This is a genomic window from Campylobacter concisus, assembly GCF_002165815.1.
GTDB classification, from domain to species: domain Bacteria; phylum Campylobacterota; class Campylobacteria; order Campylobacterales; family Campylobacteraceae; genus Campylobacter_A; species Campylobacter_A concisus_BH.
On record NZ_NDYN01000005.1, the window covers coordinates 151,141 to 176,023 of the forward strand.

Below are 24,883 nucleotides of genomic sequence, written 5' to 3' on the forward strand. Positions count from 1 at the left end.
AAAATTTGGAGAAAAATATGGCAAATATTTATGATCTAATAGTAGTTGGCGGCGGACCTTGTGGCATAGCTAGCGTAGTAGAGGCTAAAAGAAATGGCTTAAGTAATGTTTTGCTCCTTGAAAAAGGCGACAACCACAGCCAAACGATCAGAAAATTTTATAAAGACAATAAACGCGTTGATAAGGAGTATAAAGGTCAAGATAGCACGATACATGGGCTGGTTTCGTTTGAAGATGGCACAAAAGAGAGCACACTTGATTATTTTGACAAGCTACTTGACTCTGAGAATATCGAGGCGTTTTTTAACTCTGAGGTCGAAAGCGTAAAAAAAGAGGGAGAAATTTTTAAAGTAACTACCTCAAAAGCTGTCTATGAAGCCAAAAACGTGATGGTCTCTATCGGCAAAATGGGACGACCAAACAAACCTGACTATAAGATCCCGCCATCACTAAATTCAGTTGTAAATTTTAACCTTGATAACTGCACAAACGGCGAAAAAGTGCTAGTTGTGGGCGGTGGCAACTCTGCGGTTGAGTATGCTATCGAGCTTTGTCAGTATAACAAAACTACGATCGCTTACAGAAAAGATAAATTTAGCCGTGTGAATGAGACAAATTCAAGCGCTCTTTGGGAGCTTGAGAAGCACAATAAGATAAAAGTAAGACTAAATCACGATATAACCGAGATCGATAATGAATCAGGCAAGGTAAGAGTGCATTATGAAAATGGCAAGATCCGTGTCTATGACAGGGTTGTTTATGCGATCGGTGGCTCAAGTCCGGTTGATTTTTTACAAAAATGCCAGATAAAAACTGATGAGAAAGGCACTCCGATAGTTGATAGCAATTACCAAAGCAGTGTGCCAGGACTATATGTGGGAGGCGACATCGTTTTAAAAAATGGCGGCTCGATAGTAGTCGGACTAAATCACGCTCATAGCGTCATCAAAGACATCTTAAAAGGCAAGGCACAAGCTTGATAAATAAAATCGCACTAGCTATTGTTTGTCTGATAGCTGGCTTTTCTCTCTCGTTTTTGAAATTTCAAAAAGAGGACGAGACGCCAAAAGATACTAATCAAACGATTTACTCTATAAATTTTGATGATCTCCCTGAAGAAGAGAAGCAAAGATATGTAAGCAAAGACGATCTTTACGAGTACGGCGGCTACATCACGCCAAAGAGCTACATGCAAAATTTTGTTGATGATAAGGATCTAAATTTATCAGACAATGTAAAAGAGCTTCAAGAGCAAGTGCGCGAGTTAAGCAAAAAAAATGAAATTTTGGCCGCTGATAATGTCGATATGAGCGAGAAAAATTTAGACTTCATAAGCAAAATTTCAGAGATGAAAAGAAATGTCGAAAATGAAAAAAACGAGATAGTTGAAAAAAATCAAAAGGCTCTTGGCGAGCTTGAGGCGCAACACTTTGAAAATATCCAAGCTTTGACAAAGCGCCTAAATGAAGCGCAAGCTGATATGATAGAGAGCTCAAAGGCTTATGAGAAAAAGATAATCGACCTTGAAAATGCGATAAATGACGCTAGAAATGGCGATGAGAGCAAACTTAAAGATGCCAAGGCCAGCTTTAATAAATTTAAAGAGAGTTTTGAGGCAAACTACACCGCTTTAAAAGAGCAAAATAACGAGCTAAATGCGACGCTTGCGCAAAAAGAAGCTCTTATAAAAGAGTATGAAAAAGCTCAAAGTGAAAAAGATAGAGGCGAGAAAAAAGAAATTTTGCTTTTAAAAGAGGAGATCGAGCGAGTTAAAAATGACGCTAATACTCAAAAATTTAGCTACGAAAAAGAGATAAATGCGCTAAATGACGGCTTTGAGACGCAAAAGAGCGTTATGGAGGATGAGCTTTCTAAAAAGGCAAATAAGATAATCGATCTGCAGGAGGCTCTTGAGTCAAACAAGACTGCACTAAAAGATAGAATTTACGAGCTTGAAGAGATCAAGAAAAACCTAAACTCAAAGGATCTAATGGCGCAAAGCTATAATGGCAAAAATTTAGAGCTAAATGCCTCGCTTGCGGCACTTCATAAAAGCTTTGATGATCTAAAGCAAAAGAGTTTAAAAAGCGAGCAAGAGAACAAACTTGCAAATGAAAATATAAGCTCGCTTAAAAAAGAGCTTGAGAGGGCAAATGCTCTAAATAAAAAGCTTGAAAAGCAAAATTTAGACGCAAACTCAACTCTAAATGAGCTAAGCAAAAAGCTAAGTTTAAGCGAAGAGAGCTTTAAAAAGAGCCAAGAAGAGCTAAAAGCACTTGATACAAAGACAACTAAATTTATAAAAACGCTATTTGATCAAAACCAAACTATCTCTTTGCAGTCACAGAAACTTGGCTCAAACGAGGGTGAGCTAAAGAATTTAAGCGCAAAGCTTGATCTAAAAGATGCGAAGATAAAAGAGCTTGAAGAAAATGTCACAAAGACAAGCCAGATGCTCCTCGCCAAGCAAAACGAGTTAGAAACTCAAAAAAGAACGCTAAAGATCGATATGCAAAACTATGAAATTTTGCGCCAGCAGATAAATATGCTACAAAAAAAGATAGTTGATACCTCAACCTTTTTAACCGACAACAACAAAAGTGGCGGCAAAAATTTACTAAGCTTGCAAAATGAACTAGAAAATGCAAAGCAAAAGCTAAACGAGAGCAACAAGACGATCGAGCGGCTAAACTCAAAGATAAGCGAGCTAAGCTCGAGCGGTCATAAAGGCGGAGCCGTAAATGCCCAGATCATCGAGCTTCAAAAAGATATAGAGCAAAATTTAAACAGGCAAGACGAGCTTGAAAACGAAAATGTAAATTTAAAAAATATCTTGCAAGCTACGACAAAGCCTGAGACCCCAACAAAGCTCGTCCTCATCTCTAGCATCGAGTGTGACGACATGGACGCAAAAGACAAGGTCAGCATAATGTGCAAAAACAGAGTGAGCGAGTTTTTGCAGAGATTTAACTCAAACTACATGTATGAGATCATCCCGATCGTGGATAAGAAAAATTTTGTCATCCCATCAAATGTCGCTCAAAATATCAAAAAAGATGACCTCGGCAAGCTAAATAACTACGTAAATTACGGCGTTGGCAAAGAGCGTGCAAAGGCAGCTGCTGAGCTTATAAAAGAGGAATTTGGCGACTTTGCAAGGATCAGCTTTAGCTCTGAAGTGATCGTAAAAGATGTGACGCGCGGCTTTATCATCAAGGTTTATAGATGATCTTAGCCCAGCTTGAAAATGGCTATCGCTACAACAGCGATACGCTCGTTCTTTATGATTTTATTTGCTCGGTCGTAGGCGAAATTTCTGGTAGGGTTTTGGACGTTGGAGCAGGGTGCGGGATACTTGGACTTTTGCTTAAGCGTGACTTTAAAAAGATAGATCTAAGTATGCTTGATCTTTTGGAGCTAAATAGCGAAATTTCTAGCTTTAACGCAAAGAGCAACTGCCTAGAGGCTAGAGCCATAACGGTTGATTTTGCAAATTTTAAAGATAGTGAGAAATTTGATCTAATCATCTCAAATCCGCCCTTTTATCATGACGGTGTTACAAAAAGCCAAAATGAACACATAAAAGTTAGCAGATACGCAAGCTCACTAAGTTTAAAGGATTTTATAAGAGGCATAAGCGTAAATTTAAAGCCACATAAAAGGGCATTTTTTTGCTATGCGCCAGATGATCTTAGCGAGATAGTGGCTTGTTTAAAAGAGTATAAGCTAAATTTGGTGAGCTTAAAATTTGTCTATACCAAAAAGGATAAGCCAGCAAATTTGGCTTTGCTTGAAGTGCGAAACAACTCAAACTCAAAGCTAAAAGTCCTGCCGCCTCTTGTAATGAGCGAGGATGGCTCGCACACGAAAGAGGCAAGCGAGATCTTTAAAAAAGCTGATACAAACAGCGTCTCTTACAAGGAGATAGCGTGAGGGCTGATGGTTTTAGCTATGAGTTTGATCCTAGCTTTTGCGAAAGTTGCGGAGGCAAATGCTGCACTGGCGAGAGTGGCTACATCTGGATAGATGATGGTGAAATTTTAAAATTTTGTGCCGCTTTTGATATCTCAAAAGATGAGTTTGAGAGCAAATTTTTAATACGTGTCGGGCTTAGGCGAAGCATAAAAGAAAAGCCTTATGATGACGGTTTTGCTTGCATATTTTTTGATGAGAAAAATAAAAACTGCTCGGTTTATGAGCTAAGACCTAGACAGTGCAGGACATTTCCGTTTTGGGATTATTTTAAAAAAAATTTAAAGGAGCTAAGAGCAGAATGCATTGGCGTAAAATTTTAATAATTTTTATAAGCGTATTTTTTAGCACGCATCTGCTTGCAGATGATAACAAAAGTGTAAATTTACGCCTAATGCAAGCTCTCATCTCGCAAGATAGTGGCGATGTAAATGCTAGCATCCAGACCTATCTTGGGCTTTTTAAAGAGACAAATCAAAAGACCTATCTAAAAGAGGCGATCAAGCTAGCCTTTGCTACAAAAAATGAAAATTTAGATAGCCTCATGGCTGAGGGCGAGAAGGGCTTAAAAGACGATAGCGACTTTATCAGGATCAAAGTGGCAAATTTGGTCAATCTCTCTAAGCTAAACGAGGCAAAAGAGCTGATGCAAGAGCTTGCTACAAAAGAGCCAAACGCTCAAAATTTGCTCATGCTTGGCACAATTTGCATGATGCAAAATGATACTGTAACGGCACTAAAATACTTCGAAGAGGCATACTTGCTAAAGCCTGAAGAGGAGAATTTACTCCGCATCGTTGATATCCTTTTAAACCGCATGGATAATGTAAAAGATGCGACAAAATATCTTGAGAAATTCCGCGAGGAGCAGGGCTGCACTCAAAAAACATGCGAGCTTTTAGCTGAAATTTACTCTCAGCAAAGAAATTTCCCAAAGGTGATCGAGCTTTTTGAAGAGATCTACGACATCACTCACGATACCACTTATCTTGATAAGATCGTGCAGTATTTTATCTATGATAAAAATTACAAAGCGGCTATTGAAATTTTGAAAAAATATGGCTACAACGATGCCACGCTTATGGATCTTTACGCTGCGACTGGAAATTTTGGCGATGCATACGTTTTGGCGGTTAAAATTTATAACGATAGCAGGGATCTAAATTTCTTAGCAAAGGCCGCCATCTACGAGTATGAGATGAATAAAGATAGTCTGGATGAAAAAAAGATCGCTGATATCTTAGATAAATTTGAAGTTAGCGTGCCAAAGCTTAATAATGATATGTTTTTTAACTACTACGGCTATTTGCTAATTGATCATGAGATAGACCCTAGAAAGGGCGTGGAGATGGTGCAAAAAGCACTTGAGATCTCGCCAGATTCGCCTTACTACGAGGACTCGCTAGCTTGGGGGTACTTCAAGCTTGGCGAGTGTAAAAAGGCAAAGGGCATAATGATTCACGCGATGAAAGATGTTGATTTTAGGACTTCAAAAGAGGCAAAAGAGCACCTGCATCTAATCGAGCGCTGCATAATAAATTTAAACAAAAGGCTTAAAAAATGATACTTGATGAGATCATAAAAAAGACAAAAGAGGATCTAAAAAAGCGCAAGGCTGACTATCCTCAGGAGTGGCTAGGTCGCTCGCTCGCATACAATCCATACGTGCCAAGAGATGTTTTGGGAGCACTTAGATCAAGCAAAGATGAGCCTATAAAGATCATAGCCGAGATAAAAAAAGCAAGCCCAAGCAAGGGCGTGATAAGAGAGGACTTCGAGCCGATCAAGATCGCTCAGGAGTACGAGCAATACGCAAATGCCTTTAGTATCCTAACCGAGCCTCACTGGTTTAAGGGCGACATCGAGTACATCACGCAGGTTCGCCGATACGCCTCAAGGCCTATCCTTAGAAAAGACTTTATCGTTGATAAGTATCAAATTTTAGAAGCTCTTGTTTATGGGGCGGACTTTATCCTGCTTATCGCCAAAGCGCTAACTCAAGGCGAGCTAAAAGAGCTACTTGAATACGCGCACCACTTGGGGCTTGAGGTCTTAGTAGAGACCCATGACGCGAGCGATGTGAAAAAGGCGGTCTTTGCAGGAGCAAATATAATAGGGATAAATCATAGAAATTTAGATGATTTTACTATGGATATGAGCCTTTGCGAGAAGCTCGTGCCACTTTTGCCAAACGGCAAGATAATAGTCGCTGAAAGCGGACTTTACGAGCATGAGCAGCTTTGTGAGCTAAACAAGATCGGAGTCGATGCTTTCTTGATAGGAGAGCATTTCATGAGGCAAGATGATATAAAAAATGCCGTTAAAAAGATAAAGGAGGGCGAGTGATGCAGCACCTTTGTGCCCCTTGGAGAAGCGAGTATTTCAGCGCAAAAAAAGATAGTTGCGTCTTTTGCGAGGTGATAAACTCAAAAGAAGACGACGAAAAAAATGGCGTGCTTTTTCGTGCTAAGCACTGCTTTGGGATCATGAATTTATACCCATATTCGCCAGGTCATTTTATGATCATACCAAACCACCACACCGACAAGATCGAGGAGCTTGACGAGCAGACTTGGTTTGAGATGAGTAAATTTGTAAGGCTTGGGGTTGAAATTTTAAAGCGCGAGCTTCACGCGCAAGGCGTAAATATCGGTATGAATTTAGGCAAGGCAGCAGGCGCTGGCATAGCTGAGCACGTGCATTATCACCTTGTACCAAGGTGGAGCGGGGATACAAATTTCATCACAACGATCGCCGATGTGAGGGTAAATGGCACGCCGTTTCATCCGCTTTATCAAAAGCTAAAAAAGGCTTTTAGTGGCGTTATTTGAGCTTGATATCGAGCAGTGGCTTGAAAAAAGAGGCGAGTTTGAAGTCCTGATAGACGCTAGATCACCGCATGAGTATGTCTACTCGCACATAAAAGATGCTCTAAATTTATACGCACTTGATGACGCTGAGCACAAAGAGGTAGGCACGATCTACAAAAGTGACAGGGCCCTAGCCAAGAGCCTTGGAGCAAAATATATCTGCAAAAATTTACAAAACATCATCGATGAGGTCTATAAAAGAGCCAAGGTTGGCTCAGCGGTTGGCATCTACTGCGCAAAGGGCGGACTTAGATCAAGCTCGGTTGCCTATGTGCTAAGCATGATCGGATATAGAATTTACAGACTAAATGGCGGCTACAAGGCTTATAGAAATCACGTTTTGGAGTTTTTAGAGCGTCCTTTAAGCACGAAATTTATCACTCTTTTTGGCAACACTGGCTGCTATAAAAGTAAGCTGATAAGGGCACTCTCGCCGTCAATCGACCTTGAAGCGATGGCAAATCACCTAGGCTCAGTCTTTGGCGCGATAAATGGCGCACAGCCTAGCCAAAAAAGCTTTGAAGACGCGCTCTTTGAAAAGCTCATCACGCTAAAAGATCAAATTTGCTTTATCGAGGGTGAGAGCAGAAGGATCGGCTCGCTAACACTCCCTAAAAGCCTTTATGAGGCGATGCGTTGTGGCATCTGTGTTGAGGTTAGTGCGAGCTTGAAAAATAGAATTTCATGCATCACAAGCGATTATAAAAGCGTGGATAAAGCCTTTTTTGATGAGTGCATAAAGAAAATTTCGCCCTTTATCGACAAAGAGGCTAGAGATGAGGCGGTGGCTAAATTTAACAAAAATGACATCGCCAAAGTGGCTGAAATTTTACTCACAAAATACTACGACAAGGTCTATAAAAAAAATGAAAATATCGATGTTTTTGTAAGCTCTGACGACTTTGAAGAGGCTGTAAAAAAACTAAATTTGATAAGAGATGAGGCTAAATTTTAAATCCTTTTGGCGCTTTGTTTGGGGTAAATTTCGTCTGTAAAATTTAAATTTGTTTTTAAATTTAAAATAGATCGTTTTTTTGCGCTTAAAAAAACTTACTTTAAGGCTGTTTTTATACTTTTACATAAAATTTCTTACCATTTTGCGAAAATTTCTAGATAAATTTTCTTGGTTGGCTTGGTTGGCTTGGTTGGCTTGGTTGGCTTGGTTGGCTTGGTTGGCTGTCGCCCCTCCGCTTTTTAAATTTTGCTCCAAATTTGCCAAATTTATCAAAAATACTAAAAATAATATGCATAAATATATGTAAAATATTTTGTATTTCTCACTTTTTTAACTCAAATTTTTTTCAAAAAATTTAAGATAACGCCCAAATTTCGCTAAAAAGTTAAAATGGATTTAAAATGCTTTGGGATATAATTTGCGATAAATTTATCAAAAGGCTAAAGTGATGATAAAACAAATTTCTGGTTCACAGATGATAAGCGAAGCCTTGCACGAAGAGGGCGTTGAGATAGTTTTTGGCTATCCTGGCGGTGCAGCTTTAAATATCTACGACGAGACATATAAACAAACTTATTTTAAGCATGTCTTGGTTCGCCACGAGCAAGCTGCCGTTCACGCAGCAGACGGATACGCTAGGGTTAGCGGCAAAGTGGGCGTGGCTTTTGTGACAAGCGGTCCTGGCTTTACAAACGCGGTCACTGGTCTTGCCACAGCTTATAGCGACAGCATCCCAGTTGTGCTTATAAGCGGTCAGGTGCCGACATTTATGATAGGCACAGATGCCTTTCAAGAGATCGATGCAGTCGGCATTTCACGTCCATGTGTCAAGCACAACTTTTTAGTAAATAGCGTCGAGGAGCTGCCTCGCATCATAAAAGAGGCCTTTTACATCGCAAGATCAGGCCGCCCAGGACCAGTTCATATCGATATCCCAAAAAACGTCACTTCAAGGCTTGGCGACTTTGTCTATCCAAAAGAAATTTCTATCCCAAGCTACAAGCCGACCTACAAAGGCAACTCTAAGCAGATAAAAAAAGCAGCAGCTGCGATAAATGAAGCAAAAAGACCGCTTCTTTACATCGGTGGTGGTGCGGTCGCATCAAATGCAAGCGATATCATACGTAAATTTATGAAAAAAACTGGCATCCCAGCGGTCGAGACGCTTATGGCTCTTGGCGTGCTTGATGCAAAAGATAAGCTAAATTTAGGCATGGCAGGCATGCACGGCAGCTACGCTTCAAATATGGCTCTTAGCGAGTGCGACCTTCTTATCTCGCTTGGCGCTAGATTTTGCGATAGGGTCACAGGCAAAACTGACGAGTTTGCCAAACACGCTAAGATCATCCACATCGACATCGATCCAAGCTCTATCTCAAAGATCATAAACGCTCACTATCCGATAGTTGGCGACCTTACAAACGTGCTAAGCGAGCTTTATGAAGAGGTAAAAGGCGAGCCTAAAAACTATGCGCCTTGGAGAGAAATTTTAGATAGATATCAAAAGCTAAATCCACTTGGCTATACAGATAGCGACAAGGTCTTAAAGCCTCAATGGGTAGTTGAAGAGACCGCAAAGATAGTTGGCCCTGAGGCTATCATCGCAACTGACGTCGGTCAGCACCAGATGTGGGTGGCGCAGTTTTATCCATTTAACCGCCCAAGACAGCTTGTCACAAGTGGCGGCCTTGGTACGATGGGATACGGCCTGCCTGCAGCGATCGGCGCAAAGTGCGCTAAGCCTGAACATTTGGTTGTAAATTTTACAGGCGATGGCTCGATACTTATGAATATCCAAGAGCTAATGACGGCTTATGAGACAAATGTCCCTGTCATAAACATCATTTTAAACAACAACTTCTTAGGCATGGTGCGCCAGTGGCAGACATTTTTCTATGAAAAGCGCTACTCATCGACTGATCTTAGCTTGCAGCCTGATTTTGTCAAGATCGCTGAGGGATTTGGCGGCGTTGGCTTTGTTTGCAAGAGCAAAGATGAGTTTAAAAAGGCTTTAAAAGAGGCGATCAAGAGTAAAAAATCAGCACTTATTGACGTGAGGATCGACCGCTTTGAGGACGTGCTTCCTATGGTTCCAGCAGGGGCTGCGATTTATAATATGATATTAAAGAGCAAGGAAGAAAAATGAGTATCAGAAGAACGATTTCGGTTATAGTTTTAAATGAACATGGCGTTTTGGCTAGGATTTCTGGACTTTTTGCGGGCAGGGGCTACAACATCGACACGCTAACAGTCGCTCCGATACCTGAGAGCAACTTCTCAAGGCTAAGCATCGTCACAAGCGGCGATGAGAGAGTTTTAGAGCAGATCGTAAAGCAGCTTCACAAGCTCATCCCGACATATAAAGTCATAGAAAGTGGCGAATTTGTCGAAAAAGAGATGGCGCTTGTGAAAATCCCACTTGGCGAAAATTTCGCCGGCCTTGAGGCGATACTAAAGACATACAATGGCATCGTCACAAATACAAACGAAAACTACATCGTCGTCATGGTGGCTGATGATGCGAGTAGGGTAGAGAGCTTTTTAAAATCGATAAAGAAATTTAACCCAGTTGATGTCGTGCGCGGCGGATCTGTGATAATGGATATATGATGAAACTAAGTGAAATAGCCTTAAAAGTAGATGCTACTTTTAGCGGAGAAGATCTTGAAATTTTTGCTCTAAATTCTTTAAAAAATGCAAATAAAGCTGAGCTAACATACTGCGATGGCGAGAAAAATGCTAAATTTATAAGCACTTCAAACGCTGGAGCTATCTTGGTGACAAAATCGCTTTTAGACTTAGTACCAGCTGGCATGGTAGCGCTTGTGTGCGACAACCCGCACCTTGCATTTGCCATCCTTAGTAAAATTTACGCTAAGCCGCTTTTTTGCGAGCCAAAACCATCAAATATCGCCCAGAGCGCCACTATAATGCCAAATGTCTATATAGGCTCAAACGTGAGCGTGGGCGAAAATACGATAGTGATGGCTGGGGCGTTTTTGGGCGATAACGTAACTATCGGTAAAAACTGCATCATCCATCCAAACGTCGTCATCTATAATGACTGCGTCATCGGCAATGAGTGCCACCTGCTAGCAAACTGCGTTATAGGCAGCGACGGCTTTGGCTATGCGCATACAAAAACTGGCGAGCATGTGAAAATTTATCACAATGGCAACGTTGTTTTGGGTGATTTTGTCGAGATCGGCGCTTGCACGACGATAGATCGTGGCGTTTTTGAGAGCACGATGATCGCAAACTACACAAAGATAGACAATCTCGTTCAAATAGGCCACAACTGCGAGCTTGGAAATGGCTGCCTCATCGTCTCACAAACTGGACTTGCTGGCTCAACAGTGCTAGGCAGAAACGTCGTCATGGGCGGACAAAGTGGCTCGGCTGGACATGTAAAAGTGGGCGACTTTGCTCAGATAGCTGCACGCGGCGGCGTTAGCAAAGACCTACCTGGCGGCAAAAAATACGCTGGAGCTTATCCGATAATGGAGCTTTCAGAGCAGTTTAAACTACAAGCAAAGATATTGAGATTTTTTAAGAAAAACTAAATTTGGCGGAGCTCTCCGCCAAATATTTGTCATATCTATATAATTTAAATTTTTCTATTATTTTATTTTACTGCAATCACAAACCACGTTTATGGCTAATAAAAATAGCCAGCAAGAGATCTAATTTAAGCATTAGGCTTAAATAAATTTTAACGCTAATAATAAAATGGCTGAACTAATATGAGCAAAGTGTTATAAGATGTAGTCATTTTTGTGCTTAATGATGTAGAGAGCAGTCCATCTACTACAGATTGTTTGCTCGTGGCGGTAAAAAGCAAATTTGGATACGTACTTTGATATATAAAAACTTCTAAAAGATATTAGCAAAACGCTGGTGGATAAAATTCTTTTTACTAATATGATTTGCCTAAATTTATAAGGTAATATCACACCAACATTTACTTTATTGCCTATTAATTTTAACTCTTTATGGTGGTTACATAAAATGTGAATTTTATAAAAGAAATTTACAAAGTTAAATTTATTTTCTATTTTCGTCTAGAACTTTTTGCATACTCTCCCTAGTCGCCTCTAGCCAGTTTTGTTTTGAGGTATCGACTAGATCAAGGCAAAAGAGCTTGATGTCAGCTTTTTTAAAGCTAAATTCTTTCACTTTCATCGCATCGCTTCCGACGATTACGATAGGCTGAACCTTTAAATTTAGCTTTTCAACTAGCAGCTTTGCGCCACCTTTAAATGGCAAGAGCTCTTTAGTTTGAGACCTTGTGCCTTCTGGAAATATCGCTAAAACACGGCCATTTTCTACTCTATCTTTTGCTTCGCTTAAAAGCTTTATTAGCGAGTGCTTGTTTTCTCGCTCGACAGCTATCATCTTTGGGAGGCTCAAAATTTTACCGATGATCGGGATCTTGCCTATCTGCGCCTTTGCGATCCAGCAGATATTTTTAGGATGGATCTCTTCAAGCACGATGATGTCAAGCATGCTTTGGTGATTTATCAGCAAGATATTTGCTTCGTCGCTAAATTTACCGATGACTTCTAGCTTATATCCGCCAAAAAATCTCTGCGATCTGCCCCAAAATTTTCTTATGGCTCTATTTTTAGAGTTAAAGAGCCACATAAAAAATACGACAATAACGACACTTATCACAAATTCAATAGAAAAGAAAAAAGCTCTAATTTTTGACAAGATCACCCTTTCTTACCCAGCCGATTTTGCCGTCTGCGAATAAAATTTTTGAGTAGTCATCTTTTGTGTCTAAAATTTCAACATTTTCGTTTTTACGAGATGTATAAAAAACGGTTGAATTTTTAGTTGGCAAGATAGTGACGCTTACATCTGGCTTAAGCACTGCTTTGCCAAAAGGATTGTAAGTGTAAATCCCTAGTGCGATAAAAACAGCTGCCACAAAGAAGTAGCTTAGCTTTCTTCGCCATATCGCTAGCAAGATAAAGATAGCGACCAAAGAGTAGATCGTGATATCTTTGTAAGTGCTAAATTCGCTTTGTTTTGGATTTAGACCGATTTGCGTGCTAACCTCGTCCTCTTCGACGCTCACAGGCAGTGAAAAGCTCTCAAATTTGGCTTTTTTTAGGTTGTAGTAGTTAAAGTCAAGTGTCTTTTTGTTTGGCTTGAACACTGCAAAATAATATGCACTTTGTGAGTTAAAGTCGCCGTTTATCGTATCTACACCTTGCTTTAGGATCGTTTTATTTTCGATATTAAATGCGCTTAGATCGACATTGTTGCCGTAAATTTCAACGACCATGATGTTGTTTATATCATCAAATTTAGTCGTTTTAAATTTCTTTACCTCAAGGTTGTCAGCGACGATGTGGTTGTAGTTCTCGTCACTTCTAAGCTCTTTTAGCTTTGGTAAAAAAATATTTATGTTTGAGTTTTGATAGTTCTCGCCATTTCTTTTTAGATCCAAGCTAACTCGTAAAGTCTTTGCATCAATGCTCGTTGCTTCAAGGTAGAAAGTGCCGATGTATTTGTTTTCTTCACCTTTTACCCATTGAAAATTCTTCTTATTTAGCCATTTGATATTTGTCTCATCAAGCTGTGTCTCAAACTCAAACTCAAGGTCGCTTTGCGTATCAGCTAAGATCTCAACGCTAAAAATTTCTCCTACTACGACATTTTTAGGGATATTTGTAGCTTTTAAAAGGAGGTCTTTTATTTTGATCTTGTCATAGACTTGATTATCAGGGACACTGATGTCTGGTTCGTTTGTCGGTACGATATTTCGCATCTGCTCTGGAGTGATACGCTCTGGCTGTGGGGCGATAGAGCGTGGAGAGACGAGCTTTCTTGATATTTCTTCTTCGCTTGGAGTCTTTGTTTGTGGCTTTGAACTTGGGCTATTTACAAATTTATCCTCTCTTGCCTCATCCATCATGTCAAAAACGCTGACTTCATCAGTGTTTGCGGCAAATAAATTTAGCGCGAGTAGGGCGATAAAAAGTGTTCGTTTTACCAAACTAGCCCTTTTAACATCTTCATGCCATCATCTGTGCCTAAAATTTTCTCGCAAGCGCGCTCTGGGTGAGGCATAAGACCAAAGATCCTTTTACTCTCATCGCAAATCCCAGCTATGCTATCAACTGAGCCATTTGGATTTATCTCATTGCCGTGGCTGTCGCAGTATTTTAGCAGGACTTGCTCGTTATCATATAGGCTTTTTAGCGTATCTTCATCAGTATAGTAGTTGCCCTCGCCGTGAGCGATAGGTATATTTACCACTTCTTCTTTGGCTAAATTTGCTAGGAATTTATTGTTATTTGAGATCACTTTTAGGTGGTGGTATTTTGAGACGAAATTTAAATTTTCATTTCTTCTCATCGCACCTTTTAAAAGTCCAAGCTCAAGAAGCATCTGAAAGCCATTGCAAATTCCCAATATGTAGCCGCCTTTTTTCGCATGCTCTTTTACAGCCTGCATCGCTGGGCTAAATTTAGCTATCGCAGCCGTCCTTAGATAGTCGCCATAGCTAAAACCACCAGGTAAAACGACTAGATCAGCATCGATCTTATCTTCTTTGTGCCAGATGATTTGTGTTTGGCATCCAAGTAGTTTAAAAGCGTGAGCTGTGTCTTCTTCGCAGTTTGTGCCAGGAAAAAGTATGATGGCTACTTTCATAGCACGATCTCGTAGTCTTCGATGACGGTGTTTGCTAGAAGCTCTTCACACATAACTTTTAGCTGCTCTTTTGCTTTGTTTTTATCGCTCTCGTCGATATCTAAAACGATTTGTTTGCCTATTCTGACATTTGAAACACCGCTAAATCCAAGTGAATTTAGCGCGTGCTCCACCGCCTTACCAGCAGGGTCAAGGACCCCACTTCTTAATGCTATATTTACAACAGCTTTCATCTTTGTCCTTAAGAAAGAATTCTTCTTAAAACTTCTTCGTAAGCTACTTTTACGCTACCAAGGTCTTGTCTAAATCTATCTTTGTCAAGTTTTTCGTTTGTTGTCGCATCCCAAAATCTGCAGCTATCAGGGCTTATCTCGTCAGCTAAGATGATGTTGCCATCTTTGTCGATACCAAATTCGACTTTGAAATCAACTAGTTTTAAATTTCTCTCTGCAAAGAATTTAAATAAGATAGAGTTGATCTCTCTTGCTGTGTGTCTTAGAGTTTGAAGATCTTTTTCACTCTTTACTAGACCCATGATGATGCAGTGCTCATCAGTAACTAGCGGATCGTGTAAATCGTCATTTTTGTAGTAGAACTCAACAAGTGTAAAAGGTAGAACTGTACCTTCTTTTATGCCAAGCCTTTTGCTAAGTGAGCCAGTTGCGATATTTCTCACAACAACTTCAAGAGGTATGATCTCGCATTTTTTGACCACTTGCTCAGTGTCGCTTATTGTCTCAACTAGGTCAGTCACGATACCTTTGCTCTCTAGTAGTTTAAAAAGCTGAGTAGAGATTTTGTTGTTTAGCGCGCCTTTGCCAGCTTCGTTGCCTCTTTTTTGAGCGTCAAATGCTGTTAAATCGTCTTTAAATTCAGCCACAAGTAGATTTGGATCGTCTGTGGCGTACATTTTCTTGCCTTTTCCCTCGTAGATAAGCTCTCTTTTTTGCATGTTGTTCTCCTTTAGATTATTGTTGTTTTATCTTTAAAATTTTGATCGTATCAATCGCTGTTTTTAACTGAATGTCTTCATCGACTTTTTTCTGTGTGATTATATTTTTATCATCTTTTGCTTCAGTTTTATTGCCCTCACTTGTTGGATTTATCTTGTTTAGTTCGCTCTTTAGGTGTGCTTTTAGTTCGCTCTCTTTGATGCTAAATGCGCTATCATCACTTTGTGGCACTTTGCCAGGATGCACGACTACATCAGGCGTTACGCCAACTGCTTGGATAGTTCTACCACTTGGCAAGTAGTATCTTGCGATGGTTAGTCTTAGCGCTTCTGTATCGTCTATTGGTAAGATCACCTGAACGCTGCCTTTACCAAATGTGTTTTCGCCAATTATCACCGCACGCTTGTGATCTTGCAGTGAGCCGCTTACGATCTCGCTAGCACTTGCACTTCCGCCATTTACAAGGACAACTAGTGGGAGTTTTGATAAGGTTTTGCTAGCGCTTGCTTTATACTCTACATTTTCAGATGCATCACGACCCTTTTGAGAGACGATGATACCGTTATCTACGAAAAGATCCACTAGATCAACAGCTTGATTTAAAAGACCGCCAGGGTTGTTTCTAAGATCAAGTATGATGCCATTTGCTTTTGGATGCTCCTTGATAGCATCTTTTACCTTTGTAACGACGTTTTTGTCAAAATTTGTGACACGTATATAAAGGATGTTTTCATTTTCTATCATTTTTGCATAGACAGACTCAACCTTTATAAGATCTCTTATGATTTTTACGTCAAATGGCTTTTGCTCGCCTTTTCTTAAGATCGTAATTGTTATCGGAGTTTTTGGCTTACCGCGCATCTTATTTACAGCTTCATCTATCGTTGTGCCAATAGTTGAGTTGCCATCGATCCTTAAAATGATATCGCCTGCTTTTATGCCTGCTTTATCAGCTGGAGTGTCCTCGATAGGCGAAATAACGGTTAGTGCGCTATCTTTCATGCCAACTGTTATGCCAAGCCCGCCAAATTCGCCGCTTGTTTGCACCTGCATATCTTTATATGCTTTTTCATTTAAAAAGCTCGAGTGAGCGTCTAAATTTTGCATCAAACCAGCGATGGCTTTGTCAATTATCTCTTTAAATTTAATGTCATCAACGTAGTATTTTTCAACAGTTGAGATGGTTTTTGTAAGTTTTGAAAGTGCTTCAAGTTTCGCACTCGCCTCATCTTCGGTTTTAGCAAAAAGTGCATTTACTGCTACGCTTGAGATGAGTAGGGCGCCTGTTATTTTTAGCGCAAAAGATCTAGTAAATTTATTCAAAATATCTCCTATATTTTTTGGCTCAATTTTATTAACATTTGGCTAAAAAAAGCATAAATTTAGCCTTATATTTTTAGCTTTTGTCTATTTTTAACACAAATTTATAACAGCAAATTTTAGCAATTAAATAAAAAGAGTGACAAATGTTATAAAAATACTTGACAATATAAGACTAAAGTTATATAATGCCGCCATTATAAAATAACTTAAGGAGCTTTAATGGCTGACATAACAGAAAATTTAACAGCGCAGATGCAAGAGACACTTGAAAAAGGCGTTAGCTTAGCGATCTTTTCTAAAAATCCACAAGTTGTGCCGCTTCATGTCTTTTGGGCTTTGCTCGCTGATAGTAATTCTATTTTAAATCAAGTATTTAATAAGATGAACATAAGCAAAGACGCAGTCGAGCTTGAGATAAAAAGCAAGATCTCGTCACTCCCAAGCAGCTCAAACGTCACAAAAGATAACGTTTCAGTTTCAAGAGAGCTTATAAATTCACTTGAAAATGCAAAAGCTTTAATGGTAAGCATGGGCGATAGCTACATAGCTGTTGATACATGGATCATCTCGGCTCTTGAGCTTAGTGAGATCAAACAAATTTTAAGCAAATTTTGCGATATTTTAGAGATCAAAAAGAACCTTGAGAGCATAAGAGGTGGTAAAAAGATAGATAGCCAAACTGGCGATGATACCCTTGATAGTTTAGAGAAATTTGGTATCGATCTAACGCAAAAAGCGCTAAATAAAGAGCTTGATCCAGTCATCGGCCGTGATGAAGAGATCACTAGGATGATGCAAATTTTAATAAGAAAGAGCAAAAATAACCCTATCTTGCTTGGCGAGCCAGGTGTTGGTAAAACTGCTATCGTTGAGGGGCTAGCTCAAAAGATAGTTGCTCGCGATGTGCCAACAAGCCTTGCAAACAAGCGTGTCATCGCGCTTGATATGAGCGCAGTTGTAGCTGGTGCAAAGTATAGAGGCGAGTTTGAAGATAGGCTAAAAGCTGTCATCGACGAGGTTAAAAAAGCTGGCAATATCATACTTTTTATAGATGAAATTCACACCATAGTTGGAGCTGGTGCGAGCGAGGGCGGAATGGACGCTGCAAATATCCTAAAACCAGCTCTTGCACGTGGAGAGCTTCACGCTGTTGGTGCGACAACATTAAAAGAGTATAGAAAATACTTTGAAAAAGATGCAGCACTTCAAAGACGTTTTCAGCCTATAGACGTTAAAGAGCCAAGTGTAAATGAGGCACTTCAAATTTTACGTGGTATAAAAGAGCGCCTTGAAGTTCATCACGGCATCACGATAACAGATAGCGCGCTAGTTGCCGCAGCAAGGCTAAGCGACCGCTACATCGCAAACCGCTTCTTGCCAGATAAGGCGATAGACCTTATAGACGAGGCAGCAGCTGAGCTTAAGATGCAAATAGAGAGCGAGCCATACGAGCTTTCAAAGATAAAACGTGAGATCGTAACGCTTCAAGTAGAAAAAGAAGCACTAAAGATGGAGGATGCGGATAAAAATAAAGAGAGACTTGGCGAGATCGAAAAAGAGATAGCTGATCTAAATGAGAAAAAGCTAGCGCTTGATACTAAATTTGAAAACGAAAAGGCTGTTTTTGGCGGAATTTCAAAAGCAACAAAAGAGATCGATAGCTTAAAATCACAAGCCGAGATAGCAAAAAGAAATGGCGATCTTCAAAAAGCTGCCGAGATAGAATACGGCAAGATAGCTGACGCTAAAAAGCACAAACACGAGCTTGAAGAAAAATGGGAGCACATGAAAAAAGAGGGCGTGCTTCTTAAAAATCAAGTCGATGAAGAGCTTGTGGCTGAAATTTTGAGCAAATGGACTGGAATTTCAGTTAAAAAGATGCTAACAAGCGAAAAAGAGAAATATCTGCGCATCGAAGAGCATCTAAGAGAGAGCGTTGTCGGTCAAGATGACGCACTACACGCACTTGCACGTGCTGTTAAGAGAAACAAAGCTGGTCTAAATGAGGGTCAAAGACCGATTGGTTCATTTTTATTTCTTGGACCAACAGGCGTTGGTAAAACTCAGTCAGCTAAGGCTTTGGCTAAGTTCTTGTTTGACGATGAGAAGGCGCTTATCCGCTTTGATATGAGCGAATATATGGAAAAACACAGCGTGAGCAGGCTTCTTGGTGCGCCTCCAGGATATGTAGGCTACGATGAGGGCGGTCAGCTAACAGAGGCGGTTCGCAGAAGACCTTACTCAGTCATACTTTTTGACGAGGTTGAAAAGGCTCACAAAGATGTATTTAACATACTTTTGGGAATTTTAGATGATGGACGCGCGACTGATAACAAAGGCGTAACGGTTGATTTTAAAAACACGATCATCATTTTAACTTCAAACATCGCTTCAAATTTCATAATGGAGCTAAAGGGTGAAGACCGTGACGTGGCTGTTAAAAACGAGCTTAAAAACTACTTTAAACCCGAGTTTTTAAATAGGCTTGATGATACTATCATCTTTAATCCTCTAAACGAGCAAGGTTTGATATCTATCGTTGAGATCATGTTTAAAGAGCTTGAAAAAACTCTTCACAACCGCGGTATCAAGGCAGTTTTAAGTGAAGAGGCTAAGAAATTTATCGCAAAAGCTGGCTTTGACATAGTTTATGGCGCAAGACCTCTTAGAAGAGCGCTTTATGAGCTAGTTGAAGATAAGATCGCTGATATGATCTTAAAAGATGAGCTTGAAAGTGGCGATGAGATCACCATTGATAGCAACGGCGAGAAGATCATCATTAAGAAAAAATAACTTCAAATTTGCTTGGCAGGTTGGATCAACTTGCCAAGCCTACTATAAATTTAACTAATATCCTTATTTAATCTGTAATAAAATATAAAAAACAGCACGCAAAGCATCGCTACAAAGGCAAAAACTATCAATGTGCCATCTTTAAATGAGCTTAAAAACATGCCATTTGTATTCATACCAAAAAAGCCAGTGATGAAATTTAGCGGCAAAAATAGAGCCGAAATGAGCGTCAAGAGGTAGATATTTTTATTTATCTTGTCATTTTTAGCGCTTTGTATAAATGTATAGATGTCTTCGACCCTGCAGGCATATTCGTTAGCTATGGTCTTAAAGACACTTGCTTCGTGGATGCTGTTTTTAAGCTCTTTTTTTAGCCCTTGCTGCTCACTTTGGCAGATCGCAAGAGCTTCGTAAAAGTGCGAAATGCTATTTTGAAATTTTCTGATCTCATACTTTAAAAAGTGGTGTCTTTTTATAAATTTGTCAAAATTTTTCTGGCTAGCATAAATTTTCTCATACTCATTTAGCTCGTCTTGGTGCTCTAAAATTTTATTTGCGTATTCGTTGCAAATCCCCTTAATAGCTGCTTCAAACGCGCTTTTATCGCATTCATGCTCAAGATCTTCTTTGTAAATTTTGCCATCTTTAAATAAAAATTTAAAAACTTGCTTTTGTGACGGCGAGATGAGCGTGATGTAGTCAAATGCATCTCCATAAAAATATCCACAAAGTGCGCTTTTATAGCTCATCTGCGCTCCTTTTTGCATAGAAATTTCGCTTAAATTTGGCAAATTCGCCAACCTCTATCGCCTCTCTCATCTCTTTCATTAAATTTAGATAGTAGTGCAGGTTGTGAAGGCTTGCTAGTCTAAAAAACGTTAGCTCTCTAGCCTTAAAAAGGTGGTTTAGATAGCCTCTGGAGTAGCGCTTGCAGGTGTAGCACTGGCAAGCTGGGTCTATCGGTGCGTGGTCGTTTATAAATTTGGCTGATTTTATATTTATCTTGCCAAAGCTAGTAAAAAGCGTGCCGTTTCTTGCGTTTCTAGTTGGCATCACGCAGTCAAACATATCAACGCCTCGCTCCACGTTTTCAACTAGGTCTTCAGGCGTGCCAACGCCCATTAGATAGCGAGGTCTAAGCTCATCCATAAATGGCATAACCGCCTCAACCGTGTCATACATCGCCTCGTTGCTCTCGCCAACGCTAAGACCTCCTATGGCAAGGCCGTCAAATGGCATATCATTTAAGGCCTCGGCGCAAAATTTACGTGCCTCATAGTCGGTGCCACCTTGGACGATACCAAAGATATTTTGCTGCAAGCCAACGCCCTTGCTTTGCATAAATTTGTGATAATCAATCGCCTCTTTTGCCCATTTTATCGTTCGTTTTATGCTTAAATCAATCCTTTTTTGCTCAGCTGGCAATGCAACCAAATCATCAAGTATCATCATGATGTCGCTGCCAAGCTCATACTGCGTGTCAAGGACGGATCTTGGCGTGAAGTAGTGCGTGCTGCCGTCGATGTGACTTTTAAATTTTATCCCGCCATCATCGTTTTTGGTGTTTGACCTAAGCGAAAATGCCTGAAATCCGCCACTATCAGTTAAAAACGAGCGATCAAATTTAGAAAATCCATGAAGCCCGCCAAACTCACGCACGACCTTGCTGCCAGGGCGCAGATACATATGGTAGGTGTTTGCTAAGATTATCTTTGCGTCTAAAATTTCACTCATATCAAAGGCATCTAAGCTTTTAACTGCGCCAACCGTGCCAACAGGCATGAAAACTGGCGTTTGTATTACGCTGTGAGCGGTTGTTAGGACGCCTCGCCTTGCGTTGCCATCTTTTTTTATAACTTCAAATTTCATCTAAGTCCTTAAAATTTTGATTTTTTATTTTAACAAAATTTATAATATAATCCAGAAATTTTAAGGCAAAGGAACTTTTTGCAAAAGAGAAATGATATCGTTTTTACCGAAGCAAACGGCACTGCGACCATAAAATTTGCAGGCGAGTTTAGCTACAAAGAGGCTAAAAATTTACAAAGCATTTTTAAAAAAATCCAAAAGCTTAACGGCAATGTTAAATTTGACTTTAGCGAGCTAAAGAGCATTGATTACGCTGTTTTGATCCTTTTAAAAAACACGCTAAATGGCAAGAAATTTGAGATCATCACAAATGATGAGAAGATAAAGGCGATGAGCGAGCTGCTAAATGACGAGAAGATCGACTTTAACTATATGCCGCCTCACAATAGCCTAAATTTCTTCTCACGCTTAGGAGAGAAAATTTGCGAGGGATTTGTAAATTTGCTTGAGTTTGGCTCGTTTTTGGGCGAGTTTTTGATAAAGAGTATGAGGATTTTATTTAATCCTGCAAATTTAAGGTTTAGAGAATTTAGCAACTACATAAAAGATGGTGGCGTAAATGCTGTTTTTATCGTATCGCTCACCGCTTTTTTGATAGGCGTCGTGCTTGCTTATCTTGGCAGTGCGATGCTTGCAAGCTTTGGGGCAAGTATATTTATAGTTGAGATCATGGGCATGCTAACGCTTAGAGAGGTGGCTCCGCTCATCGCTGCTATCGTCGTGGCGGGCAGGTCGGCCTCTAGCTTTACTGCGCAAATTGGCGCTATGAAGCTAACCGAGGAGATAGACGCGATGAAGACGATGGGCTTTGAGCCATTTAACTTCTTGGTGCTGCCGCGCATCATCGCCATGGTGCTTTGCGTGCCTGTCATCATCTTTATAGCTGACGGCATAAGCATTTTAGGGCAGATGATCATTTGCCAAACTATTCTTGACATCAGCTTTAGCGACTATCTTAATAGATTTCGCGAGATGGTCGAGCTTAGGCACTTTGCTGTTGGTATGATAAAGGCTCCATTTTTTGGCGCGGTAATTGCGATCATTGGCTGCATGAGGGGATTTGGTGTTAGTCAAAACGCCCAAAGCCTTGGAGCAATGACAACCGTTAGCGTTGTAAATGCGATATTTTGGGTCATCGCACTTGATGCATTTTTTGCGATAATTTTTATGTGGCTAAAGATATGAATGAGATAATAGTTGGAAAAAACATAACGACAAGTTATGGCGATAAGATAATGCACGATAATGTGAGCTGGAGCGTCAAAGAGGCCGAAATTTATGGCTTTTTAGGCGGCAGTGGCACTGGTAAAACGACGCTAATGAAGACGATGATATATCTAAAAAAGCCAAATAAGGGCGATATAACGTTTGACGGCGTCAATATGTGGAAAAGTAGCCCCAAAGAGCAGCAAGAGATCAAGCTAAAAAGTGGGACGATGTTTCAGTTTGGAGCGCTTTATAGCTCGATGACGATACTTGATAATGTGGGCGTTTTGCTTAATGAATACTCTAAATTTAACAAGCGCCAGATCGATGAGATAGCGATGTTTTGGATACAAAAGGTGGGGCTTAAAAAAGAGGTTTCGATGCTTTATCCAAGCGAGCTAAGTGGCGGTATGAAAAAGCGTGCTGCGCTCGCAAGAGCCTTGGTGCTAAGCCCAAGGGTGCTATTTTTAGATGAGCCAAACAGCGGACTTGATCCTGTTAGCTCGCGGCAGATGGATGCGCTCATAAAAGAGCTTCGTGATAGCATCGGCGTAACTGTCGTCATGGTGACGCATGATGCGGATAGTATTTTTGATATTTTGGATAGATTTTTGATAATAGATAACAAAAAGATAGCCTTTGAGGGAGATATAAAAGAGCTTGAGCATCTTGAAAATAACCCGCTTGAAGAGCTATTTAAAATGAGGAAAAAGTAGATGGAAAATAGAAATTCTTATACCATTGTCGGCATGTTTTTCATAGCCTGCCTTACAGCATTTGCCATATTTATCTGGTGGATGACTAGCAAAAATAACACAAAGGTTGATTTTAAGGAGTATTACATCCACACGACCGAGCTGCCAAGCGGACTAAAGGTTGATTCTACGGTTAAATTTATCGGCGTGCCAGCTGGAAGCGTTAGCGATATAAATTTTGTCGATGACAAAAACGCTCTTATAAACATCACGATGAAGATAAGAGAGGATCTGCCTATCAAGGCTGATAGCGTGGCTAGCATTGAAGTTCAGGCTATTAGCGGCGTGGCTAGTATCAATATAAGCCGAGGCACGAAGGATTTTAAACCAGGCGATAAGCCTATCTTAAAGCTTGAAGAGAGCCTTCTTTCAAAGCTTGGAAACAACGCTGAGAACATCACTTTAAAGATAAATCAAACCCTTGATAAGGTTGATGGCTTTTTCTCAGCTGAAAATATCTCTCACATCGAGTCAATCCTAAGAAATATCGATAAATTTACTCAGGTTTTAACCGATGAAAATGGCTTAAGCGAGGTTGATAGCATCGTTAAAAATGTAAAAAATTTCACCGACAGCCTAAACAAAACAGACACAAAAGAGCTTGCTAAAAATTTAAACACGCTAATTGCAAGTGCAAATTCAGTTTTCAAATCAGCAAATTCGGCTGTCACTGGATATAGCTCGCTTCAAGATATACTCACTCAAAAGGTAAAAAACGGCGAGTATGACCTTAGAAACACGGTCTCTCCGCTTCTTAGAGAGGCTAGCGAGTTTTTAAATGGATTTGACAAGACGCTTCGTGAGTTTAGGGGTGCGCTTCAAAGGCTTGAGGACAATCCTTACGAGTTTTTCTTCACAAATCCAGTGCCAAATACAGATAAAAAGGACAAAAAATGAGAAATTTGATATACGCTGCGGCTGCATTTTTATTTTTTGGTTGCTCGCTAAAGACCGACGTACCACAAGCTACGATGTATGAGATACACTACTCAAATAAGGAGTGCTCGGCTGAAAACAAGCAAAAAGAGCTAAAAAATGTCTTCATAGAAAACGTGAGCGCCCTTGATATGGTCGATACTAGAAAAATTTTGATCGTCGCTGAAAACAACAAGATAAGATACTTGACAGACGCTAAATTTGTCTCTGAACCAAGCGAGATGATCTATAAGTCGCTCGTAAAAGGGTTTTACTCAAACTGCGCTGCAAAGCCGATATTTTCGCCAAATGCAAAGGATCTTAGGCTAAAAGTTAGCATCATCTCACTGCAAATAAGAGGCGACAAGGCCGAAGTTTCGCTAGCTTATGAGCTATTTAACGCAAACACCTCGCTAAAATCAGGCATGATCACAAAAGAAATTTTCTGCCCAGATCCAAGCTCAAGCACCATTTTTGAGACGATAAATAAGGCTGCAAATTTAGCTATCGATACTTTAATCTCTGAAATAATCTACTAAAATTTTCTTAAATTTTTTGGCTGTGAAAGCTTAAATTTACAGCCAAAAATAGCTTATTTTAAAGACC

At 40.0% G+C, this 24,883-nt stretch carries 24 protein-coding genes; 16 read left to right on the top strand and 8 right to left on the bottom strand.

Annotation, left to right across the window (positions count from 1 at the left end; translation table 11 throughout):
• Nucleotides 1–17: 17 nt before the first annotated feature.
• The 11 genes from B9N65_RS05780 (at nt 18) to lpxD (ending at nt 11,360) form a co-directional block, all read left to right on the top strand.
• Nucleotides 18–980, top strand: a complete 963-nt coding sequence (locus B9N65_RS05780; RefSeq protein WP_087583166.1) for an NAD(P)/FAD-dependent oxidoreductase — start codon at nt 18–20, stop codon at nt 978–980.
• Nucleotides 977–3,229 (top strand): vesicular transport factor Uso1p, encoded by a 2,253-nt coding sequence (locus B9N65_RS05785; protein ID WP_087583167.1) that lies wholly within the window; start codon nt 977–979, stop codon nt 3,227–3,229. The genes B9N65_RS05780 and B9N65_RS05785 overlap by 4 nt, the downstream gene beginning before the upstream one ends.
• Nucleotides 3,226–3,933 (top strand): tRNA1(Val) (adenine(37)-N6)-methyltransferase, encoded by a 708-nt coding sequence (locus B9N65_RS05790; RefSeq protein WP_087583168.1) that lies wholly within the window; start codon nt 3,226–3,228, stop codon nt 3,931–3,933. Before B9N65_RS05785 ends, B9N65_RS05790 begins: the two co-directional genes overlap by 4 nt.
• Nucleotides 3,930–4,295: a YkgJ family cysteine cluster protein gene (locus B9N65_RS05795; RefSeq protein WP_087583169.1), complete on the top strand. Its 366-nt coding sequence runs from the start codon at nt 3,930–3,932 to the stop codon at nt 4,293–4,295. The genes B9N65_RS05790 and B9N65_RS05795 overlap by 4 nt, the downstream gene beginning before the upstream one ends.
• Nucleotides 4,274–5,536 carry a tetratricopeptide repeat protein gene (locus B9N65_RS05800; protein WP_087583170.1) on the top strand — a complete coding sequence of 421 codons (1,263 nt, stop codon included), beginning with the start codon at nt 4,274–4,276 and terminating at the stop codon, nt 5,534–5,536. Before B9N65_RS05795 ends, B9N65_RS05800 begins: the two co-directional genes overlap by 22 nt.
• On the top strand, nt 5,533–6,318 hold the full coding sequence (trpC, locus tag B9N65_RS05805; RefSeq protein WP_087583171.1) for an indole-3-glycerol phosphate synthase TrpC: 786 nt from the start codon (nt 5,533–5,535) through the stop codon (nt 6,316–6,318). Before B9N65_RS05800 ends, trpC begins: the two co-directional genes overlap by 4 nt.
• The gene (locus B9N65_RS05810) at nt 6,318–6,803 is read left to right on the top strand and encodes an HIT family protein (RefSeq protein ID WP_002942290.1); all 486 of its coding nucleotides are present in this window, start codon (nt 6,318–6,320) and stop codon (nt 6,801–6,803) included. Before trpC ends, B9N65_RS05810 begins: the two co-directional genes overlap by 1 nt.
• Nucleotides 6,790–7,797 carry a tRNA 2-selenouridine(34) synthase MnmH gene (gene mnmH, locus B9N65_RS05815; RefSeq protein WP_087583172.1) on the top strand — a complete coding sequence of 336 codons (1,008 nt, stop codon included), beginning with the start codon at nt 6,790–6,792 and terminating at the stop codon, nt 7,795–7,797. Before B9N65_RS05810 ends, mnmH begins: the two co-directional genes overlap by 14 nt.
• A 451-nt stretch (nt 7,798–8,248) precedes the next feature.
• Nucleotides 8,249–9,943 carry an acetolactate synthase large subunit gene (locus B9N65_RS05820; protein ID WP_257640035.1) on the top strand — a complete coding sequence of 565 codons (1,695 nt, stop codon included), beginning with the start codon at nt 8,249–8,251 and terminating at the stop codon, nt 9,941–9,943.
• 2 nt (nt 9,944–9,945) lie between these two features.
• Complete coding sequence (gene ilvN, locus B9N65_RS05825) at nt 9,946–10,407, top strand: acetolactate synthase small subunit (protein ID WP_223227413.1); 462 nt, start codon at nt 9,946–9,948, stop codon at nt 10,405–10,407.
• A complete protein-coding gene (gene lpxD, locus B9N65_RS05830) occupies nt 10,407–11,360 on the top strand; it encodes a UDP-3-O-(3-hydroxymyristoyl)glucosamine N-acyltransferase (RefSeq protein WP_087583174.1) in 954 nt (317 codons plus the stop codon). The genes ilvN and lpxD overlap by 1 nt, the downstream gene beginning before the upstream one ends.
• Nucleotides 11,361–11,841: 481 nt before the next feature.
• On the opposite strand, the gene B9N65_RS05835 is transcribed toward lpxD, so the two are convergent.
• The 6 genes from B9N65_RS05835 to B9N65_RS05860 are packed head-to-tail and all read right to left on the bottom strand — an operon-like array spanning nt 11,842 to nt 16,706.
• On the bottom strand, nt 11,842–12,510 hold the full coding sequence (locus B9N65_RS05835) for a lysophospholipid acyltransferase family protein (protein ID WP_009293860.1): 669 nt from the start codon (nt 12,508–12,510) through the stop codon (nt 11,842–11,844).
• Entirely contained in the window at nt 12,497–13,804 is a 1,308-nt protein-coding gene (locus tag B9N65_RS05840) for an SH3 domain-containing protein (RefSeq protein WP_087583175.1), read from the bottom strand. Before B9N65_RS05840 ends, B9N65_RS05835 begins: the two co-directional genes overlap by 14 nt.
• Nucleotides 13,798–14,463, bottom strand: a complete 666-nt coding sequence (purQ, locus tag B9N65_RS05845) for a phosphoribosylformylglycinamidine synthase I (RefSeq protein ID WP_087583176.1) — start codon at nt 14,461–14,463, stop codon at nt 13,798–13,800. The genes B9N65_RS05840 and purQ overlap by 7 nt, the downstream gene beginning before the upstream one ends.
• Nucleotides 14,460–14,696 (bottom strand): phosphoribosylformylglycinamidine synthase subunit PurS, encoded by a 237-nt coding sequence (purS, locus tag B9N65_RS05850; protein WP_009293857.1) that lies wholly within the window; start codon nt 14,694–14,696, stop codon nt 14,460–14,462. The genes purQ and purS overlap by 4 nt, the downstream gene beginning before the upstream one ends.
• 8 nt (nt 14,697–14,704) lie before the next feature.
• On the bottom strand, nt 14,705–15,415 hold the full coding sequence (purC, locus tag B9N65_RS05855) for a phosphoribosylaminoimidazolesuccinocarboxamide synthase (RefSeq protein ID WP_009293856.1): 711 nt from the start codon (nt 15,413–15,415) through the stop codon (nt 14,705–14,707).
• 16 nt (nt 15,416–15,431) lie between these two features.
• Nucleotides 15,432–16,706, bottom strand: coding sequence for a S41 family peptidase (locus B9N65_RS05860; RefSeq protein ID WP_223228762.1), 1,275 nt, complete (start codon nt 16,704–16,706; stop codon nt 15,432–15,434).
• Nucleotides 16,707–16,958: 252 nt separating this feature from the next.
• On the opposite strand from B9N65_RS05860, the gene B9N65_RS05865 reads away from it, so the two are divergent.
• Complete coding sequence (locus B9N65_RS05865) at nt 16,959–19,532, top strand: ATP-dependent Clp protease ATP-binding subunit (RefSeq protein ID WP_087583177.1); 2,574 nt, start codon at nt 16,959–16,961, stop codon at nt 19,530–19,532.
• 50 nt (nt 19,533–19,582) lie between these two features.
• Here the strand turns inward: B9N65_RS05865 and B9N65_RS05870 are convergent, their stop codons facing one another.
• Entirely contained in the window at nt 19,583–20,281 is a 699-nt protein-coding gene (locus B9N65_RS05870; protein ID WP_087583178.1) for a CorA family divalent cation transporter, read from the bottom strand.
• On the bottom strand, nt 20,271–21,401 hold the full coding sequence (tgt, locus tag B9N65_RS05875; protein WP_087583179.1) for a tRNA guanosine(34) transglycosylase Tgt: 1,131 nt from the start codon (nt 21,399–21,401) through the stop codon (nt 20,271–20,273). The genes B9N65_RS05870 and tgt overlap by 11 nt, the downstream gene beginning before the upstream one ends.
• Nucleotides 21,402–21,479: 78 nt before the next feature.
• Between tgt and B9N65_RS05880 the strand changes: the two genes are divergently transcribed.
• Genes B9N65_RS05880 through B9N65_RS05895 form a run of 4 tightly spaced genes read left to right on the top strand, consistent with a single transcriptional unit; the run spans nt 21,480 to nt 24,816 of the window.
• The gene (locus B9N65_RS05880; protein ID WP_087583180.1) at nt 21,480–22,586 is read left to right on the top strand and encodes an MlaE family ABC transporter permease; all 1,107 of its coding nucleotides are present in this window, start codon (nt 21,480–21,482) and stop codon (nt 22,584–22,586) included.
• The gene (locus B9N65_RS05885; protein WP_087583181.1) at nt 22,583–23,323 is read left to right on the top strand and encodes an ABC transporter ATP-binding protein; all 741 of its coding nucleotides are present in this window, start codon (nt 22,583–22,585) and stop codon (nt 23,321–23,323) included. The genes B9N65_RS05880 and B9N65_RS05885 overlap by 4 nt, the downstream gene beginning before the upstream one ends.
• Nucleotides 23,324–24,259, top strand: a complete 936-nt coding sequence (locus tag B9N65_RS05890; RefSeq protein WP_087583182.1) for an MlaD family protein — start codon at nt 23,324–23,326, stop codon at nt 24,257–24,259. It abuts the gene before it with no gap.
• Nucleotides 24,256–24,816, top strand: a complete 561-nt coding sequence (locus B9N65_RS05895) for an ABC-type transport auxiliary lipoprotein family protein (RefSeq protein ID WP_087583183.1) — start codon at nt 24,256–24,258, stop codon at nt 24,814–24,816. The genes B9N65_RS05890 and B9N65_RS05895 overlap by 4 nt, the downstream gene beginning before the upstream one ends.
• Nucleotides 24,817–24,883: the final 67 nt, after the last annotated feature.

Bases quoted from the DNA above. Each gene is read 5' to 3' on its own strand.
- B9N65_RS05895 (WP_087583183.1), top strand. From the start codon at position 24,256: ATGAGAAATTTGATATACGCTGCGGCTGCATTTTTATTTTTTGGTTGC.
- B9N65_RS05800 (WP_087583170.1), top strand. From the start codon at position 4,274: ATGCATTGGCGTAAAATTTTAATAATTTTTATAAGCGTATTTTTTAGC.
- purQ (WP_087583176.1), bottom strand. From the start codon at position 14,463: ATGAAAGTAGCCATCATACTTTTTCCTGGCACAAACTGCGAAGAAGAC.
- B9N65_RS05890 (WP_087583182.1), top strand. From the start codon at position 23,324: ATGGAAAATAGAAATTCTTATACCATTGTCGGCATGTTTTTCATAGCC.
- B9N65_RS05810 (WP_002942290.1), top strand. From the start codon at position 6,318: ATGCAGCACCTTTGTGCCCCTTGGAGAAGCGAGTATTTCAGCGCAAAA.
- tgt (WP_087583179.1), bottom strand. From the start codon at position 21,401: ATGAAATTTGAAGTTATAAAAAAAGATGGCAACGCAAGGCGAGGCGTC.
- purS (WP_009293857.1), bottom strand. From the start codon at position 14,696: ATGAAAGCTGTTGTAAATATAGCATTAAGAAGTGGGGTCCTTGACCCT.
- B9N65_RS05885 (WP_087583181.1), top strand. From the start codon at position 22,583: ATGAATGAGATAATAGTTGGAAAAAACATAACGACAAGTTATGGCGAT.
- B9N65_RS05870 (WP_087583178.1), bottom strand. From the start codon at position 20,281: ATGAGCTATAAAAGCGCACTTTGTGGATATTTTTATGGAGATGCATTT.
- lpxD (WP_087583174.1), top strand. From the start codon at position 10,407: ATGAAACTAAGTGAAATAGCCTTAAAAGTAGATGCTACTTTTAGCGGA.
- purC (WP_009293856.1), bottom strand. From the start codon at position 15,415: ATGCAAAAAAGAGAGCTTATCTACGAGGGAAAAGGCAAGAAAATGTAC.
- B9N65_RS05865 (WP_087583177.1), top strand. From the start codon at position 16,959: ATGGCTGACATAACAGAAAATTTAACAGCGCAGATGCAAGAGACACTT.
- trpC (WP_087583171.1), top strand. From the start codon at position 5,533: ATGATACTTGATGAGATCATAAAAAAGACAAAAGAGGATCTAAAAAAG.
- B9N65_RS05790 (WP_087583168.1), top strand. From the start codon at position 3,226: ATGATCTTAGCCCAGCTTGAAAATGGCTATCGCTACAACAGCGATACG.
- B9N65_RS05780 (WP_087583166.1), top strand. From the start codon at position 18: ATGGCAAATATTTATGATCTAATAGTAGTTGGCGGCGGACCTTGTGGC.